The following is a 16891-nucleotide window of genomic DNA, read 5'->3' on the forward strand; positions in this document are numbered from 1 at the left end:
CGTTACTCGTTCGACGTCGCGTCCCCGTCCGTCTCGCGCCCCGGATCGTGGCGTTCGAACCACTCGAGGATGTGGACGACCTTCGCGATCAGGTTGCTGGGTCGAGCGGTGATGCCGTGGCTGGCGCCGGGGATCCGCACCATGGCGGTGTCGATCTTGCGCAGCTTGAGCGCTTGATAGAACTGCTCCGTCTCGCTGATCGGGGTGCGCAGGTCGTCCTCGCCGGTCAGCAACATCGTCGGCGTCGTGACGTTGCCGACGCGACTGATGGGCGACCGCGCGAGGTAGGTCCCGGGCGCCTCCCAGGGCATGGCGCCGAACCAGTACTTGGCGAAGTAGAGGTAGGCGTCCGCGGTCAGGACGAAGCTGTACCAGTTGATGACCGGCTTGGCGACGACGGCCGCCGCGAAGCGATCGGTGGTGCCGACGATCCAGGCCGTCAGGACGCCGCCGCCCGATCCCCCCGTCACGAAGAGACGTTCGGGATCCACGTAGCCGCGCTCGATCACCGCGTCGACGCCGTCCATCAAGTCGTCGTAGTCGTGCCCGGGATAGGCGTGGTGGATCTCGTTGCCGAAGTCCGCGCCGTAGCTCGTGCTGCCGCGCGGGTTCATGTAGAGCACCACGTAGCCGGCGGCCGCGAACAGCTGGCACTCGGCCGTGAAGCGCGGTCCGTAGTTGAGGAACGGGCCGCCGTGGATCTCGAGGATCAGCGGGTACTGCTGCTCGGGGTCGAAGTCGGGCGGCGTGACGATCCAGCCCTGCAGCTCGAGACCGTCGTGCGACGACTCGAAGCGAATCTCCTCGACGGCGCCCAGATCGCGGTTCCCGAGCAGATCCTCGTTGAGCTGGGTGACCTGGACGAGTTCGCCGTCCGCGCGCCGCACGAAGACGTCGGCCGGGCGTGCGGGCGACGTGCGATTGACCGCGATCGAGCCGTCGCGCGCCTGGGTGTACGAGCCGCTCGGATACGGACGGCCGAGCGACGTGCCGCCCAGGTCCTCGATCAGAACGTCCTGTCCGATCGGAGCGCCACCGATCACGACCTTGGTGCGCGCCAGCTTCGTGACGCCGAAGTCGTCGAAGGTGTAGAGCACGTGCGCACCGTCGGGCGACCACTCGATGGAATCGATGCTGCGATCGAACGAATGGCGAAAGCGCACCGTGCCGTCGCGATCGGCGACGAACAGCTCGTTCTGCTGATAGCCGAGCAGACGGTCCTCGAAACCCGTGAACGCGATCCAGCGGCCGTCCGGCGAGACGACGGGCGAGGACTCGGGACCCGGCGCGTCGGTGAGCCGCTTCATCTCGCCCGTCGCGACGATCACCTCGTACAGGTCGCTCTGGTTCGTCGCGTACTCGGGCTCGTCGCCGCGGTAGCTCGACACGAGGATCGACGCGCCGTCCGGTGTCCAACTCGGCGTGCCGTTGACGTCGAACGCGCCGTGCGTCAGTTGGCGCGGCGTGCCGCCCTCGGCCGGAACCACGAACAGCTGGGTGTGTTCCGGTTCGACGAATCCCGACCCGTCCGAACGATAGTCGACCGTGTCGATCACGCGCGCCGGTTCGGCCCACTCGGCGCCCTTCGGCTTGGCGGGCATGGACGCGAACGACTCGCTCTCTGCCGGTACGCCCATGAGGAACGCGATCCAGCGTCCGTCGGGCGACCACGAGAGCCGGCCCGGTGAACTGGTGAGCCGCGTCAGGCTCGCCGTCTCGCCGGTGTCCATCCACCGACACCACAGCTGGACCGAGCCCTCTTCGCTGGACAGGTACACCAAGCGGTCTCCGCTCGGCGACCAGCGCGGCGACCCGTTGTAGGCGGTGCCGCTCGTCAGCGGCCGATGTCCGGACCCGTCCGTTCCGACGATCCAGAGGTTGCCGCGCCGCCGGTCCTTCATGACGTCGAAGAACGTGCGGACGTAGACCACGTGCTCGCCGTCGGGCGCGATGCGCGGATCGTCGGCGTACTCGAGGTCGAACACGTCCATCAGCTCGAGCGGACGCGTGGCCTGGGTTGCCGAGTCCGTGTCGCGCGCGGCGGCGGCGGTGACGTCTTGCGGCGGATGGGCGAGCGCGCACAGCGCGGCGGTGAGGAGCAACGAGGTGGTCATGGCGCGACCACCCTAGCGCGCCAGCGGTTCGTTTCCCGTGCAGGCGCTTCGCGATCGATCCCGTGCATCGGCCCGCGCGGATCCGGCGACCGCGGTGCACACTCTCGCCATGATCCAGCTCCGAACCCTGGCCGCGGTCGCGCTCGCCCTGGTGTCGGCCGGGTGCGAGGCCGAGATTCCGCCGGCCGCCCAGACCGAGTCCGCTCTGACCGAAACGCTCCAGCGGCTCGACATGTTCGCCGCGACGCATGGGCGTCTGCCCGCGGTGCTGAGCGAGTTGGCCGACCGGCACGGGCACGCGAACCGCACCGTCGACGGCTGGGGGAACCCGCTCCAGTACTCGGTCGACGCGGACGGCATTCTGACCCTGCGCAGCCTGGGCTCGGACGGCGCTCCGGGCGGGCAGAGACTGGCCGCCGACGTAGAACGGCGACTGCGCACCCGGCGCGACGACGGCTCGCTCTGGGCGGGCTCGGCGACCTGGATCATGGACGCCGTGGTCCGCGAACCCTGAGCGCCGCCCCGGTTCGAGCGAACATCGCGTGGCGGGGCTAGGCTGGGTGAATGGCCGCCAAACCCACCACGATCGCCGGATACCTCGCCGCGCTCACCGATGAACGCCGCGCCGCGATCAACAGCATTCGCGCGGTCATCAATCGGTACCTCGACCCGCGCTTCGCCGAAGGCATGCAGTACGGAATGCCGGCCTGGTTCCTGCCCCACTCGGAGTATCCGGGCGGCTACCACTGCGACCCGAAGCAACCGCTGCCCTTCGCGAGCATCGCGTCGCAGAAGAGCCACATCGGCATCTACCTCTTCTGCATCTACACGAACCCCGCGGAGAAGGAGCAGTTCGAGAAGGAGTGGGCGGCCACGGGCAAGCGTCTCAACATGGGCGCGAGCTGCGTGCGCGTGAAGAAGCTCGAGGACGTGCCGCTCGACGTCCTGGGCCGGGCGATCAAGCGCATGACCGCCAAGAAGTTCGTGGCGAGCTACGAGGCGGCGCGAGCCGGTTCGGCCAGCGCGCGCGGCACCAAGAAGAAGGCGGCGAGCGCGAAGAAGGTCGCCAAGAAGGCTCCGACGAAGAGCGCGGCAGTCGCGAAGGCCCGTGGTTCCAAGGCGGCGACCAGCGCCGCGGCGAAGTCGAAGACGAAGACGAAGAAGGCCGTCGAGAAGGCGGCCACGAAGCCTGCGGCGAAACCTGCGAAGAAGGTCGCGAAGAAGGTCGCCGCGAAAGGAGCGACGCGCCGGACGCCGGCTCGCGCGAAGGTCACGAAGAAGGTCGCGCGGAAGACCTGAACGTCCGTCAGAGCGACCGCTCCAGGAAACCGAGCGTCACGTCGAGCGCTTCGCGCAGCGTGGGACGCCGCTCGCGGGCGCGCCAGGTATCCGCACGCGCGCCGAAGTTGTGGCCGGCCCCGTCCACCAGGTGCAGCGTGGTCGGCGCCACGCGAGTGGACTCGATCGCGGCGACGAAAGCGCGCGCCTCGTCCTGGGTCGTGGCTCGATCCCGCGCGCCGTTGACGATCAACAGCGGCCCGTCGAACCGCCGCGCAGCCGCTCTCAGGTCGTAGCGACCCGCGTTCTCCGTGAAGTCGTGGAAGAGGTCGCGCTCGAGCTTCCAGGTCCGGCCGTCGGCCAGACGCACTTCGAGCACGCCGTTCTCGGCCCACTCGACCAGACGGTCGGGGTCGTAGCGCCCGACGTGGCCTCCGGCCGACCAACCGACGACTGCGCGGTAGCCGCCGACCTCGCTGGCGTGGACGAGGGCCATCGCGGCGCCACGGCTGTGTCCGAACAGGGCCCCGCGCGTGGGATCGACGCCCGGCACGCACCCCGACCGCACGAGCTCGGTCACGGCGGCCACGTCGTCGAGCTCCTGGGCGTAGGTGTTCGTCGCGAAACCGACCTCGTCGTCGAGCGCCCAGGATCGCCCGCGATCGGTGCCGCGCACCCCGCCTCCGGACAGGTCGAACAGGACCGTGGCGATTCCGCGCTGGGCCAGCTCCTCGGCCAGGACGGGGAAGAAGCCCCAGCTCATGGACGTGAGGTAGCCGTGGACCGCCACCACGTGCGCGCGGGGCGCGGACCCTTCCGGCGCGGCGCCGACCACGCGCCCGCGGACCACGGGGCGCGCGCCGTCCCGCCGAACGCGCGCATGGGGCAGCTCGAGTTCGAACGCCTGTCCCGGCGGCAACGCGCGAGTCACTCGCGCGCTCCTCGGCGATCGTCTTCGGTGGTCGCCACGGCGGCGGAGTCGGCGTCGGTCGTTCCCAGCGGGACCGCTGCGCCGTCGGTCGCCTCGGCGCGCCCGGCCGCAACGTCCCCGCCCGCGACGCGACCGGCGTCGACCTCGCGTTCGAGCAGGGCCGTGCGCACCGCGTCCGTGAACGTCTCCATCTCGGCGTCGTCGGCCCGTCGGTCGCACCACATCGGTTCGCCGTACACGATTCCAATGCGCGCGAACGGCTTGGGGATCACGAAGCGGTCCCAACTCGGCAGGACCCACCCGCTGTTCGTCGCGAAACCGATCGGCACCACGGGATAGCCGGTCGCGCGCGACATCCACGCCAGGCCCGCATTCATGCGGTGCAGAGGTCCGCGCGGACCGTCCGGCGTCACGACCACGCCCCGCCCCTGCTTCAGGTCGCGCAGCATCTCGCGCAGGGCCCGCGGAGCGCCGCGACTCGTCGATCCACGCACGGTGCCGAACCCGAAGCGCCCGAGCAGTCGGTGCATCAACTCGCCGTCCTTGCTGTGCGAGACGAGGATCGAGAGGTCGTGCCCCTGGTGGGCGACGATCCCGAGCACCATGCGACCGTGCCACAGAGCGAGTAGGTAGCCGTCGCTCGAGCGGACGGACGCGAAGTGCTCCTCGCCCTCGACCTCGGTCTTCCAGGTCCGCGCCATCAGACGCAGGAACGGCGGTCCGACCCGCCCGATGCTGCGCAGCGCCAGTCGGCGCACGGGCCGACGGATGCGGCTCCAGAGGCGACGAGAAAGTGGTTTGGACGACACGGAGGGGACCTCGCGAGCACGATGCGGAACGGTCCGGGCCGGAGCAAGGGATGGACGTGGATCCGACTCACCGACCGCGGCGCGAGGACCGGAACCGCGCGGGACACGGTGCCCCGAGGGTCGCGTGCACGTGCTGCGATCGCGTCGACCTCCACGTTCGACCGCGCGTTCTCCGAGCAACTGCGGTGAATGCGAACGCCTGGGCCGGGAACTGCTAGGCTGCGCGACGCGCTCGGTCGCCTGGCCGCTGCACCGCTCACGTTCCGCACCTCTCGAGCTCCACTCGACCCTCCCGACCGGCCCCCGCATGGCGACCATCAAGACGCTCGCGCACTTCCTCGACCAACTCGACGAGTCCGACATCCATTACCACCTCTCCAGCGTGCGCGAGAGTTCGGTGCAGGTGTCGGTGACCGTCGAGGACGAACACTGGGAGTTCGAGTTCCAGGCCGACGGCAAGGTCGAGGTCCAGGTCTTCGTCAGCGAAGGCGAGATCGAGGACGAGACCGGCCTGACCCGCTTCATCGAGGAGCACGTGGTCGAGGGCGAGGAGGAGTTCGAGGACGACGAGGAAGAGGACGACGAAGAAGAAGAAGACGACGACGAGGCCTGAGCTTCGAGCCGAGGACCCCGCGACCACGTGCCTGCGACGGGCCCTCGAATCGACGACCTGCGCAGGCGTGGCCCGAACCGACCCGTGACCGGCGACGTGATGGAGAAGCAACCAAGTTCGAAGTCGAGCTGCGGATGCTGCGGCGGCGGCGTCTTCGGAAGCATCGGTGCCGTGCTGGCCGCCCTGCTCAGCTACAAGGTGAACGGCAGCATCCTGTGGGCCCTCGTCCACGCCTTCCTGAGCTGGTTCTACGTGATCTACCACTGGCTGACGTATGGCGAGCTGATGCCGTGAACGGGCCGCGCGAGCAGACGGGCTCGGTCGCGCGACGATCGCGATGAAGCGTTGCGCCGAACTTCGCGACCTCTCCGAGGACCACCACCACGGGCTCGTGCTGGCGCGGCGCTGCCGACGGGCGGCGGCGATCGGCGACCAGAACGTCGTGGCCACGGCCTGGGCCGACGCGCGCCTGCGGTTCGAACGCGAACTGGCGCCACACTTCGCGGCCGAAGAGGCGGCGCTCCTCCCGGCGTTGCGCGCTGTGGGCGCGAGCGACGTGGCCGATCGCATCGCGTCCGAGCACGCGGCACTGCGCGCCTCCATGGCACCTGGCGCGGACCGGGGAGCCGGGGCGCTCGACGCCTTCGGGACCCTGCTGCACGACCACATCCGCTTCGAGGAGCGCGTGGTGTTCGAGCGCGCGCAAGACGTCCTCGACCTCGACGCGCTGGGCGCCGTCCGAGCTGCGCGGAGCACTGCGCCGGTCGAGCGCGTGACCTGCGATCTGCCCATGGCCCGTGGCGAGGGCGGCACCGACCGCGACGGGCCCGGTGCGAACTAGGCGCCGCGTCGGGGCGCCGGTAGGGTGCTCGTCGTCGCCCCCGAGCGTTCCGCCATGAAACTTGCGTCCTCCCTGCCCGTCCTCGCGCGCATCGCCGCCGTGGCGGGCCTCGTCGGCACCGTGCTCTTCGCGACCGCGGGCGACTTCGACTTCGGCTCCTTCGGCGCGATGGAGTGGGTGCTGTTCCTCTTCTTCCCCGTCGGGCTGGCGCTGGGTCTGGCCTACGGACTCGTCCGGCCCGGCCGCGGAGGCGCACTCGCCATTCTCGCGATCGCTGGCTTCTACGGCGTCCATCACGCGATTCACGGCGCCTGGCCGAAGGGCCCGATCTTCCTGTTGCTCGCTTCGCCCGCGCTACTGCTGCTGGTGAGCGCCAAGAAGCGCGGAGACACCGATGGCCGCTGAACTCGGCTCGCTGATCCTCTTCAGCGAGCGCGTCGAAGCGTTGGCGGCCTTCTATCGGGCGCTCGGCCTCCCGCTCGAGCCCGAGCGACACGGCGACGGCCCGGTGCACCACACCTGCTCGCTGGGCCCGACGCACTTCGCCATCTTCGCGGCGCGCTCGGCCAGCAGCGTCGAACCGGCCGCCGATCACCGCGGCGCCGGCGCGCAGTTCCTCGGACTGACCGTGGACGACCTCGGCGCCGCCTTCGCGGTGAGTCGCGAACACGGCGCCGAAGTGGTGCAGGAACCGAAGTCCTATCCCTGGGGTCGTCGCGCCCTGGTCCGAGATCCGGACGGGCGCGTCGTCGAGCTGTTCGAGCGCCCGCGGGCCGCTCGCTGACCCATCAGGACTCGGCCCAGCGGCGGTAGGCCGGCTCGTTCTTACGCACGGCGTCGAGCAGGTCGCGCGTGGCGCGGTCGATCGTGCTCTTGTCCCCGCCCTTGAAGGCTTCCTTGAAAGCGGCGTGAGCCGTTTGGACCGGTTCACAGCCACCGTCGAGGATGAACGACACGACCAGACCGGACTGGTTCAGGAGCTTCGAGGTGTCCGCCGCGGCCCGCTCGTCGTCGAGGCTCGGCTCGAGCGGCATGCCCAGGACGCGGGCGAGAGGATCGAGACCGCCTTCGTTGGTCACGTTCTGGATCGACCACTTGCGCGCCCAATGGGCGTCCGTGCCGGCGCGCGCCGTGGTCTCCAGGAAGTAGCGATCGACGTAGGACGCGAAGCCGAAGCGCAGCACCGGCGGCAGCTTCTTCTCCTGGTAGAAGGCGTTGAGCGTGGCGTTGTTGACCCCCGACTTGGCGATTCGTTCACGCGCGTCGGGGCTCGAGTCCAGGGTCTCGACGGCCGAGATGCCATAGGCGAAGCGCGAGAAGTGACGGCCGAAAGAAGCCCCGTTCTCGTCGTTCAGGTCCCACAGCGCGGCCCCCATCGGCTCGTAGGACTGCTCGCGCGGAAGCCAGTTGAGGTCCGCGAAGAAGGCGCCGCGGACGCTCGACCAGCCGAAGGCGTCGGTGCCGCCCTGACCGCCGAGGCCACCGGCGAAGGTGTTGTACTGGTCCTGGGTGCGGAAGATCAGAACCTCGACGTCGTAGGCCGGACGTCCGAAGAAGCGCTCGACGTCGCGTGAGGCGCGCAGCAGGTCCTTGGCGATCTCGTCCGCCGTGGCGCGCGGAAGGGTGGTGCGGATGACGAGGAGGTCCTCGTAGGGGATGCGCCACTCGCGACCCGTCAGGCTGTGGTACTCGTCGGCGTCCGCGAGCGAGAGCCATTTCTCGCCGCACTTCCACAGGCCCTTGGCGATGTTCTCCGCCTGATCAGGAGCGATCCACTCGAGGTCCTGGCGGACCCAGCCCTCGTCGAGCTTCTTCTTCACCTCCGGATCGATCCAGTTGCCGTCGTCGTCCTTCACGAACCCGCGCTCGAGGAAAGGGATGTCGGCCGGGTCGACCCAACGGCCCTTGTACTCGACGTAGCCCTTGGCCTCGGCCTCTTCGCGCTCCTTCTCGATGCGGTGCTTGGCGAGCTTCTTCTCGTCGTCCCACCACTTGCCGTCGTAGAACTCGTGTCCGAGCAGCTCGTGGGCGCGGGCGTTCTCGTCGTCGATCTTGAGGACGGCGTTGAGCACGCGCTTCTGGTACTTCTGCTGCCCGTAGGCCTCGCACCAGTCGTAGAGCTCGAGCAGCTTCGCCACGTCGCCCTTGGCCTCCTTGTAGAGGCGATCGAACTCCTTCTTGAGGTCCTTCTCGTCCTCCTGCAGGGCGGGGCTCGTCGCGGTGCGGCCGGGGTCGAGGGCCGCAGCGCCCGGCTGGCTCACGGCGAAGGCCCCGGTCAGCGAGGCTCCGAGTCCCAGGAGAACGAGGGCCACGGATCCGTGGAAATGGGTCGTCGGGACGGCGAGAGCGGAGGGTCGTTCGATTCGGTGCATGTCGATTCGGTGCGTGCGTGCATGGACGGTCGTCCGTGAACGGTGGGATCCGGCTGGCGGACCGATCCAGGGGGGGCATGGTACGCCAGTCGCGGCCGCGGGTTGGGGTACGCGAGCCGGGGCCCGGGGAGGCCCGGAACGCGTGGACCACGCTTTGGCGGTTGAGTCGCGCCCGAGCCTGCTGGATACTCGTCGGCTCGCGTTCGACCGAGGCCTCTCGGCCCCGGTGCGCGAGTCGACCCTGCAACCCCCGATCCAGCGAGCGGACGGGCCCTCTCGGCCCACACACCGCTCCCTCCAGCCGCCATGGCGAAGCAACGTCACGCCGCCGCCACCGAAGTCACCGTCGCGCCCCTGGCCGAGGCGAGTGGGTTCGAGAAGTTCGTCAACACCTACTGGAAGCACGGCATCGTCCTGTTCGTGCTCATCGCGGCCGGGGTCCTGGGGGCGCAGTACATGCAGCACCAGGAGAAGTCGAAGACGACCGAGGAGTGGCGCGCGTTCGGCAGCGCCGTGCTCGGTGGATTCGGTGTGGCCACGCCGGTCGTGGACGCCGCCGAACTCGAACGCCTCGCGGGGGACGCCACGCTCGACTCGGCCCCGTGGGCGCTGATGGCTGCGGCGGCCAAGCACGAGAGCGACATGGAGTACACCGAGGCTCTCGCGGCCTTGGACCGCGTCGCGCGCGAACACCCGAACCACCTCGTGATGAAGCGCCAGGTGACGATCGGTGACCGCACCGGCACCTACGTGGGCATGATGCGCGAACGGATCCAGAACCTGTCCGGACTGGCCGAAGTGGCGCCCAGCCTGTTCGGAAACGCCGATCCTGCGCCGGACGCACCGCGCGTTCGACTCGAGACGACTGCAGGCTCGATCGTCGTCGCGCTCTATTCCGACCGCGCGCCGAAGCACGTGGAGAACTTCCTCGAGCTGTGCCGCGAAGGCCAGTACGACGGAACCAAGTTCCACCGCGTGATGGAGGGATTCATGATCCAGGGCGGCGACCGCACGAGCATCGACGGCCCGAAGGAACAGTGGGGCACCGGCGACCCCGGCTACACGATCGCGCAGGAATTCAGCGATCTGGCGCACTTCCCGGGCTTCCTCGCCGCGGCGAAGAAGCCGAACGAGGCCGAGAGTGGTGGGAACCAGTTCTACATCACGCTCGGCGCGCCGCACCACCTCGACAACGTGCACACGGTCTTCGGCAAAGTGATCGAAGGCATGGACGTGGTGCGCTCGATCGGTTCGGCGCCGAACGAACCGGGCTCCGACCGGCCGCTGAACCCGGTCACCGTCACCAAGACCGAGCTGCTGTAGGCCACACGACGGACGACGGGGCGCGAACCTAGGAGTTCGCATTCCGAACGGCCGAGGTCGGCACAGAACGACGCCGCGAGTCAAGGACTCGCGGCGTCGTTCGCATTCAGGCTCTCTCTCGCGAGAAGCGGTGGCGGTGGCGCCCGGTCGTGCCGACGCGCCCATCGGAATCACCAATCGGGCAGTGATCAGCCCCACCAATCAGCAAAGAGAGTTCAGCTCGCGTTAAGGACGTGAGCCTTTAGAGCGCGACGTCAGGCGCGAGACGCTCGATCAACGCCTCGAGCTGCTTGCGGTCGTAGTAGTGGAGCACCACCTGGCCCTCGATCCCCCCGTCCGCCGTGGAGCGATTGCGGATCTCGACTCGAGTGCCGGTCGCGTTCTTGATGCGCTCTTCGAGGCCGCGGGCCCAGGGCTCCATCGCTCGGGGCGGAGCGTCGTTGGTCGTCGACGGAGCCGATGTCGGAGCCGGGGACGTCTCGATCGATGCGGAGTCACTGGTCCCGACCTTGGCGTCCTTGACCCGCCGCTCGACCTCGCGGACGGATAGACCCTCGCGCTCGATGGCGCGGGCCAACTCGAGCCGTTGCTCTCCGGCCGGCAAGGCCAGGAGGGCCCTTGCATGCCCCATGGAGATCCGACTCGCCGAGACGGCCACTTGGATGGCGTCCTCGAGGTCCAAGAGCCGGACGTGGTTCGCCACCGTCGCGCGCTGAAGCCCCACCCTGCGGGCCACTTCGTCCTGGGTGAGACCCAGCCGGTCCAGCATGGACTGGTACCCGAGGGCGCGTTCAATCGGATCGAGATCGCGCCGTTGGAGGTTCTCCACCATGGCCAACTCGAGCATGTCGTCGTCCGACACGCCCTCGCGGACGACGGCGGGAATCGCCGTGAGTCCGGCGAGGCGCGCTGCACGCCAACGGCGCTCGCCCGAGACGAGCTCGAAGCCGTTCTCGCTCGGGCGCACGACCACGGGCTGCAAGATCCCGTGGTTCTGGATGCTCGCACGCAACTCCTGTAGGCCGTTGGGGTCGAAGACCTGCCTCGGCTGGAAGGGATTGGGGCGGATCTCGTCGAGCTCGATCTCACTCCGAGATCCAATGGGCTCCTGGTGAGCCGGGCTGCTGGGCTGGACCCCACTGGGGCGGTTGCCGAGTAGGGAGCCGAGGCCGCGTCCGAGGCGCTTTTCCATGTTCGATTGAGTGGTGGTGAGATGGTCCTTCTCGGGGGAGACGGGAGAACGAGCAGTGTTCCACGTGGAACATCTCTCTAGGATGCTCCACGTTGAGCGGGTCCCGCGAGAGACTCCCGACACCACCCCATGGTGCCTCCGAGACCCACGATCCGAGCCGACCTGGCCCTGCTTTCGGGAGCGTGGACGAGTTGGTCTCGCACCCCGGCAGTATGGACACTCGGCTTCGTCCTCGCCGCCACGCCCGCCCTCCTCAGTGCCATGACGGACGCGGGAGCGCTGGCCCAACGGGACGGGGTGGAGTCGACCTCGATGGATGACCTGACCTGGCTCGCGTGCGTGTCAGGAATTCTGATGTGCTTCTCGTGGCTTGCTCGATCGAGCGGGTTCACCTCGACCCGAGCGGCGATGGAGTCCTGGCGAGCGACCGCCACCCTCCTCGTGGGCACGTGCCTCGCGGGCCTCACTCTTGTCCAAGCAGGCGCCTTGATCACAGGTCAGTTCCCGAGCGACACCGCGCTGCGGAGCGCCTTCCACCTCCCTGCGCTGGCACTGGCCGTGCACCGCTGGCTGCCCATCGCGATCCCCCGCACGTACCCCGCTCTCGGCCTGGTTTGGCTTGCGCCGGCCGCTCTGCCTGCGGATTCGAGCGGAGCGGCCGATATCGTCGCGTCGCTGATCGACCCCCGCTCTTCCTCCTTGGAGGGGTGGTGGATCGTGGGAGGCCTCCTTCTGCTAGGGCTTCCTCCCCGACGGCACGGCCGCTGAGGCGGAAGCAGCAGACCAAGTGTTCCACGTGGAACACACTCGATCGTGCCGGTCTACCTTCGGAAGCTCGATCCAACCAGGGATCCCTGCCCACTCGAGCACCAACCTGGAACTGGGCCGCTCCTTGGACACCGGTCCTGCCGGCCGTCGACTCAGTGAACGCCGCATCCGCGCGTGTTCCACGTGGAACATCCCGTGCCGCGAGGGCTGAGATTGCCGTCCACCCCCAGACTCGAGCGACTGCCACCAAGACGCCATGTTCGCCAAGCGGCAGCCGCAGGGCAGAACCGTGCACGGGCAGCTGCACCGAACGCCCAAGATCCACCCCCGCTCGAAGGACTGCCGATGGGGCACCACCGATCGCACCGCTGTGGCTGACGACGATGCCCCAGCAACGAGGCACGTTGCTTCCCGTGGACGCGCCCCCATCAGGCCCGAGTGCGGACCCGCTCACCAACCGAGCGCCCAACTTCAGGCCCGGCGAGGACTCGAGAGCCTACCACCCGCCCGCGTCGAACCCGGGGAGCCAACACGCACCCGCAAATCACTCCGATCCACGCCTGAATCCACACTTCTCAACAACGATCGAACGCGGCAAAGGACCCAGCACTCACTACCAAACGAATGCAGGGTTCACCCTCGCAGTAGACCGCAATAGACCCCGTAGGGCCCCACACGTCTCCCCAGGCCACGCCCCGCGCATGGGCCCTCGACGTGCCACCCAACGCCTTCCCCACCAGTTCTCCACAACGACCTCACCGCCCCTCCGCAGCGAATCACGGCGGTCCCCTCAAGAGCTGGCTTCGAGGCACCCGAAGGGGCTGCGGTCCGGTGCACCCAGCACCTCCCCGATTCCCACGTGGCCCGCGCTTCTCGCGCGACCTCCCGGAGGCCGTCATTTCGAGCGAACGCTGTCTGGAGACCTACCTCCAGGAGATCAACGAAGTCCCCCTTCTCACCCCCGAAGAGGAGAAGGAGCTCGGACGACGCATCCAGACCGGTGACCTGGAAGCGCGCGAACGCATGATTCGCGCCAATCTGCGGCTCGTCGTCTCGATCGCGAAGATGTACTCCGATCGCGGCCTTGCACTGCAGGACCTCATCGCCGAGGGCAACATCGGATTGATGAAGGCGGCCGAGAAGTTCGACCCGGCCGCAGGATGTCGCTTTTCGACCTATGGCTCGTGGTGGATCAAACAATCGATCCGCCGCGCCCTGACCAATACGGTGCCGTCCGTGCGTGTCCCGGGCTACATGAGCGAAATGGTGTCCAAGTGGCGGAGCGTCTCGAACGAACTCAGCTACAAACTCGGCCGCACCCCGAACGTGGCCGAAGTCGCCAACGAACTGGGCATTCCGGAGGAGACCTGGGCCGTTCTGCGTCAAACCATCGAGACCTCCAGCATGGGACCTCAGGTCTCGCTGGACGCCCTCACGCAGAACCAGGACGTGGTCGAGGACCCGCGCAGCGAGAGCCCCGACGAGACCATCGCCCACGCCGACCTGTTGACCAAGATCGGTGACCTCATGGGCGCCATCGACGAGCGCGAGGCGACCATCCTGCGCCTGCGCTACGGCCTCGAGGAAGGCAGCGAACCGAAGACGCTCAAGGAGATCGGCAAGATCGTCGGCCTCACCCGCGAGCGCGTGCGGCAGATCGAACGCGAGGTGCTGAAGCGGCTCCAGCGCGTCATCGACGGCGACGAAGCGGCCTGAGGACCTCGTCCCCGACGTCCCAACGCGAATCCCGTACACTCAGGGGCCGTTCGGACCGCAGCCGCGGCTCCAGACCCATCCGATCACGCCCCCCGATGTTCCAACTCGAGATCTACTGCCGCCGGACGCTGAACACGATCCCGCCACGCGCGGTCGTCGGCCGACGTCCGTCCGCGAATGAGCCTGTCGAACCGCCCCTGGGCCGTCGACAGGCTCATTCGCGTTCAGGCGCCGTTCAGCCGCGCCTCCACGACCGGAGGAGCGACCGATGAAGCGCAAGGTCCTCTTGGGCGCCATCCTGTGGACGCTCCTGATCACGCTCGGCCACGTCCAACTGAACGTGGGCTGGGCCCGACTCGCGGACGAGATGCGCATCCTCGTCGGAGGTGAACGGCAGGAGCTCGTCGTGGGCTTCCTGCCGGTGACGTGACACCTCACCTGCCCGGTCACCAGTTGGGTGACCGAACACTCCGACGAAGGCACGCTCTTCCGCTCCCGCAAGTTCACGGACTGGCCGACGGTCAAGGAGGCCCTCGTCTCCAAGGAGGTCGGCGGCGTCTTCATCCTCGCGCCGATGGCGATGCAGCTCGTGGCCGACGGCGTTCCGATCAAGGTCGTCTACCTGGGGCACCGTGACGGAACCGCCCTCGTGGTCGGCGCCGACTCCGACATCCACGACTTCACCGACCTGCGCGGCAAGACCCTCGCGATCCCCAGTCGGTACGCCAACCAGAACGTCCTCATCCACCGGATGCTGCGCAGCCACGGCATGGCTCCGGACGCGATCGACATCCGCGAGCTCCCCCCGCCCGAGCACCCGACGGCCCTGCAGTCCGGCTCGATCGACGCCTACATCGTGGGCGAGCCGTTCGCGGCCAAGGCCGAGGTGGACGGTTTCGGCCGCGTCCTCTACCACACGAAGGACATCTGGCCGGAGTTCATCAGCTGCGTCCTCGTCGTCCGCGACGACCTGATCGAGAACCGTCGCGAGCTGATCCAGGAGCTCGTGGACGGCATCGCCCGCTCGGGCAAGTGGCTCGACGAGGACATGGCGCACCGCATGGACGCCGCCGAGGTCACGGCCGAGCACTTCTACTTCCAGCCGCCCGACCTGCTGAAGCACGTGCTCAGCAAGCCCGTCGACCGGGTCCGCTACACGAACCTAACGCCCCTGCGCGACGACTTCGACGAGATCATGGAGCTCGCCTTCGACATCGGTGTGCTCAGCCGTCGCGTCGCCTTCGAGGAGTACGCGGACGACTCGTTCGCGGCCGCCGCCGAGGGCAAGACCTGGGACATCGACAAGCTGGCGCGGGAGGTGGACTGATGTGGCACTGGATCATCCCCCTGGCCGTTCTGGCAGCCTGTTCCGTGCTCCTGGTCGCAGCGTCCCGCTCGAACAGCGCGGCGCTGCGCAACGGCGTCATGCCCACGCTCGTCGCCGTCATCGGCCTCGCCCTGTGGGACCTGGCCTGCACGGCGACCGGCACCGAGATCTTCCCCACCCCACTCGACACGGCCCTCGCGTTCGGCGAACTGTTCGAGAGCCAACGCCTGTGGGGTGACGTCACCGCCAGCCTGTTCCGGGTCACCTGGGGCTTCCTGCTGGCCGCTGGCGTGGGCATCCCGCTGGGCCTGGTCCTGGGCTGGTCGACGCGCGGATTCGAAGCGCTGAACCCCATCGTCCAGGGTCTGCGACCGATCTCCCCGATCGCCTGGATCCCGATCGCGATCCTGTGGTTCGGCATCGGCGACGGCGCCGGCGTCTTCCTGATCTTCCTCTCGACGTTCTTCCCCGTCACGGTCGGCACGATGGCGGCGGTTCGCAACATCAGCGAGGTCCACCGCCGCTCCGCCCAGAACTTCGGGGTGAAGGGCCTCGACCTGATGCGCCGCGTGGTCCTGCCGGCAGCGCTGCCCCAGATCATCACCAGCCTGCGCATCGCCCTCGGCGTGGCCTGGCTCGTGATCGTCGCGGCCGAAATGGTCGGCATGGAATCCGGCCTCGGCTACCTCATCAACGACGCCCGCAACGCCGGCGTCCGCTACGACCTGGTCGTGGCGACGATGATCGTGATCGGGCTCATCGGCGTGGTCCTCGACCTCTTGATCCGCCGTCTCGAGCACTTCGACGAAGTCCGCTGGGGGTACGCACGACGATGAGCACCACCACCAAGGTCGCCTTCACCGGCGTCTCCAAGACCTTCCCGAAGAAGAACGAGAGCCTCCAGGTCCTCGAGAACATCGACCTCGAGGTCGGCGAGGGCGAATTCGTCTGCCTGCTAGGGCCCTCGGGCTGCGGCAAGTCGACGCTGCTCAACATCGTCGGCGGCTTCGAACGCCCCACCACCGGCTCGGTCACGATCGACGGCCATGAGGTCCGCGAGACGCACCCCCAGCGGGTCTTCGTCTTCCAGGAGTACGGGATCTTCCCGTGGGCGTCGGTCTGGGACAACGTGTCCCTGGGCGTGCGGCACCTGCCGAAGTCCGAGCAGGCCAAGGTGGTCCAGGGCGTCATCGACCTGGTCGGCCTGACCGGCTTCGAGAAGGCCTACCCGATGGAGCTGTCGGGCGGCATGAAGCAGCGCGTCGAGGTGGCGCGGGCCCTGGCCGTCACGCCGGACGTCATCTACATGGACGAACCGTTCGGCGCGCTCGACTCCCTGACGCGCCTGACCATGCGTTCCGAGCTCATCCGCATCTGGAAGACGCGCAAGCCGACGATCCTGTTCGTCACCCACGACGTGGACGAGGCGATCCAGCTCGCCGAGCGCGTCGTGGTCTTCAGCGCGCGCCCCGGCCGCATCGCCGGCATCGTCGACGTGCCCATGGAGCACCCGCGCGACCTGGCCAGTACCGAGTACGGCGCCATCAAGCGCGAGCTCTACGACCTGCTCGGCGTGACCCAGTCGATCTGACCGCGAAGAGTCGGGA

Annotated in this window: 18 protein-coding genes; 13 read left to right on the forward strand and 5 right to left on the reverse strand. The window is 68.5% G+C overall.

Annotated elements, in window-relative coordinates:
- Window positions 1-2 precede the first annotated feature (2 nt).
- A complete protein-coding gene (locus Pla163_RS18300) occupies window positions 3-2114 on the reverse strand; it encodes a S9 family peptidase (protein WP_145192145.1) in 2112 nt (703 codons plus the stop codon).
- 109 nt (window positions 2115-2223) lie between these two features.
- On the opposite strand from Pla163_RS18300, the gene Pla163_RS18305 reads away from it, so the two are divergent.
- Both Pla163_RS18305 and Pla163_RS18310 read left to right on the forward strand, forming a co-directional pair.
- Entirely contained in the window at window positions 2224-2628 is a 405-nt protein-coding gene (locus tag Pla163_RS18305) for a type II secretion system protein GspG (RefSeq protein WP_145192147.1), read from the forward strand.
- A 50-nt stretch (window positions 2629-2678) separates the two neighbouring features.
- Window positions 2679-3413, forward strand: a complete 735-nt coding sequence (locus tag Pla163_RS18310; RefSeq protein ID WP_145192150.1) for a DUF1801 domain-containing protein — start codon at window positions 2679-2681, stop codon at window positions 3411-3413.
- 7 nt (window positions 3414-3420) lie between these two features.
- Here the strand turns inward: Pla163_RS18310 and Pla163_RS18315 are convergent, their stop codons facing one another.
- Window positions 3421-4311 (reverse strand): alpha/beta hydrolase family protein, encoded by an 891-nt coding sequence (locus tag Pla163_RS18315; protein ID WP_145192153.1) that lies wholly within the window; start codon window positions 4309-4311, stop codon window positions 3421-3423.
- 8 nt (window positions 4312-4319) lie between these two features.
- The gene (locus tag Pla163_RS19245) at window positions 4320-5081 is read right to left on the reverse strand and encodes a lysophospholipid acyltransferase family protein (protein WP_419186127.1); all 762 of its coding nucleotides are present in this window, start codon (window positions 5079-5081) and stop codon (window positions 4320-4322) included.
- A 358-nt stretch (window positions 5082-5439) separates the two neighbouring features.
- Between Pla163_RS19245 and Pla163_RS18325 the strand changes: the two genes are divergently transcribed.
- The 5 genes from Pla163_RS18325 (at window position 5440) to Pla163_RS18345 (ending at window position 7370) form a co-directional block, all read left to right on the forward strand.
- Window positions 5440-5745 carry a hypothetical protein gene (locus Pla163_RS18325; RefSeq protein WP_145192160.1) on the forward strand — a complete coding sequence of 102 codons (306 nt, stop codon included), beginning with the start codon at window positions 5440-5442 and terminating at the stop codon, window positions 5743-5745.
- Between the two features lie 84 nt (window positions 5746-5829).
- Window positions 5830-6039 carry a hypothetical protein gene (locus Pla163_RS18330; RefSeq protein WP_419186128.1) on the forward strand — a complete coding sequence of 70 codons (210 nt, stop codon included), beginning with the start codon at window positions 5830-5832 and terminating at the stop codon, window positions 6037-6039.
- Window positions 6040-6082: 43 nt separating this feature from the next.
- A complete protein-coding gene (locus Pla163_RS18335) occupies window positions 6083-6586 on the forward strand; it encodes a hemerythrin domain-containing protein (protein ID WP_419186129.1) in 504 nt (167 codons plus the stop codon).
- Between the two features lie 54 nt (window positions 6587-6640).
- The gene (locus Pla163_RS18340) at window positions 6641-6991 is read left to right on the forward strand and encodes a hypothetical protein (RefSeq protein ID WP_145192166.1); all 351 of its coding nucleotides are present in this window, start codon (window positions 6641-6643) and stop codon (window positions 6989-6991) included.
- Window positions 6981-7370: a VOC family protein gene (locus Pla163_RS18345; protein ID WP_145192169.1), complete on the forward strand. Its 390-nt coding sequence runs from the start codon at window positions 6981-6983 to the stop codon at window positions 7368-7370. Before Pla163_RS18340 ends, Pla163_RS18345 begins: the two co-directional genes overlap by 11 nt.
- Before the next feature lie 4 nt (window positions 7371-7374).
- On the opposite strand, the gene Pla163_RS18350 is transcribed toward Pla163_RS18345, so the two are convergent.
- Window positions 7375-8898, reverse strand: a complete 1524-nt coding sequence (locus Pla163_RS18350; protein ID WP_145192172.1) for a hypothetical protein — start codon at window positions 8896-8898, stop codon at window positions 7375-7377.
- A gap of 366 nt (window positions 8899-9264) precedes the next feature.
- Here Pla163_RS18350 and Pla163_RS19250 point away from each other — a divergent pair, with 366 nt between their 5' ends.
- Window positions 9265-10281 (forward strand): peptidylprolyl isomerase, encoded by a 1017-nt coding sequence (locus tag Pla163_RS19250; protein WP_419186130.1) that lies wholly within the window; start codon window positions 9265-9267, stop codon window positions 10279-10281.
- A gap of 241 nt (window positions 10282-10522) precedes the next feature.
- Here the strand turns inward: Pla163_RS19250 and Pla163_RS18360 are convergent, their stop codons facing one another.
- Entirely contained in the window at window positions 10523-11473 is a 951-nt protein-coding gene (locus Pla163_RS18360) for a ParB/RepB/Spo0J family partition protein (RefSeq protein WP_145192174.1), read from the reverse strand.
- Window positions 11474-12955: 1482 nt separating this feature from the next.
- Between Pla163_RS18360 and Pla163_RS18365 the strand changes: the two genes are divergently transcribed.
- From Pla163_RS18365 to Pla163_RS18380, 5 genes are all read left to right on the forward strand, one after another.
- Window positions 12956-13957 carry a sigma-70 family RNA polymerase sigma factor gene (locus Pla163_RS18365; protein WP_419186131.1) on the forward strand — a complete coding sequence of 334 codons (1002 nt, stop codon included), beginning with the start codon at window positions 12956-12958 and terminating at the stop codon, window positions 13955-13957.
- 268 nt (window positions 13958-14225) lie between these two features.
- A complete protein-coding gene (locus Pla163_RS19255) occupies window positions 14226-14387 on the forward strand; it encodes a hypothetical protein (RefSeq protein ID WP_419186132.1) in 162 nt (53 codons plus the stop codon).
- 27 nt (window positions 14388-14414) lie between these two features.
- Entirely contained in the window at window positions 14415-15284 is an 870-nt protein-coding gene (locus Pla163_RS18370) for an ABC transporter substrate-binding protein (RefSeq protein ID WP_145192178.1), read from the forward strand.
- Window positions 15284-16120 carry an ABC transporter permease gene (locus Pla163_RS18375; RefSeq protein WP_419186133.1) on the forward strand — a complete coding sequence of 279 codons (837 nt, stop codon included), beginning with the start codon at window positions 15284-15286 and terminating at the stop codon, window positions 16118-16120. Before Pla163_RS18370 ends, Pla163_RS18375 begins: the two co-directional genes overlap by 1 nt.
- Complete coding sequence (locus tag Pla163_RS18380) at window positions 16117-16875, forward strand: ABC transporter ATP-binding protein (RefSeq protein WP_145192181.1); 759 nt, start codon at window positions 16117-16119, stop codon at window positions 16873-16875. The genes Pla163_RS18375 and Pla163_RS18380 overlap by 4 nt, the downstream gene beginning before the upstream one ends.
- The last annotated feature ends 16 nt before the right edge of the window (window positions 16876-16891 follow it).

It is taken from the genome of Rohdeia mirabilis (genome assembly GCA_007750655.1).
In the GTDB taxonomy this organism is placed as follows: Bacteria; Planctomycetota; UBA1135; order UBA1135.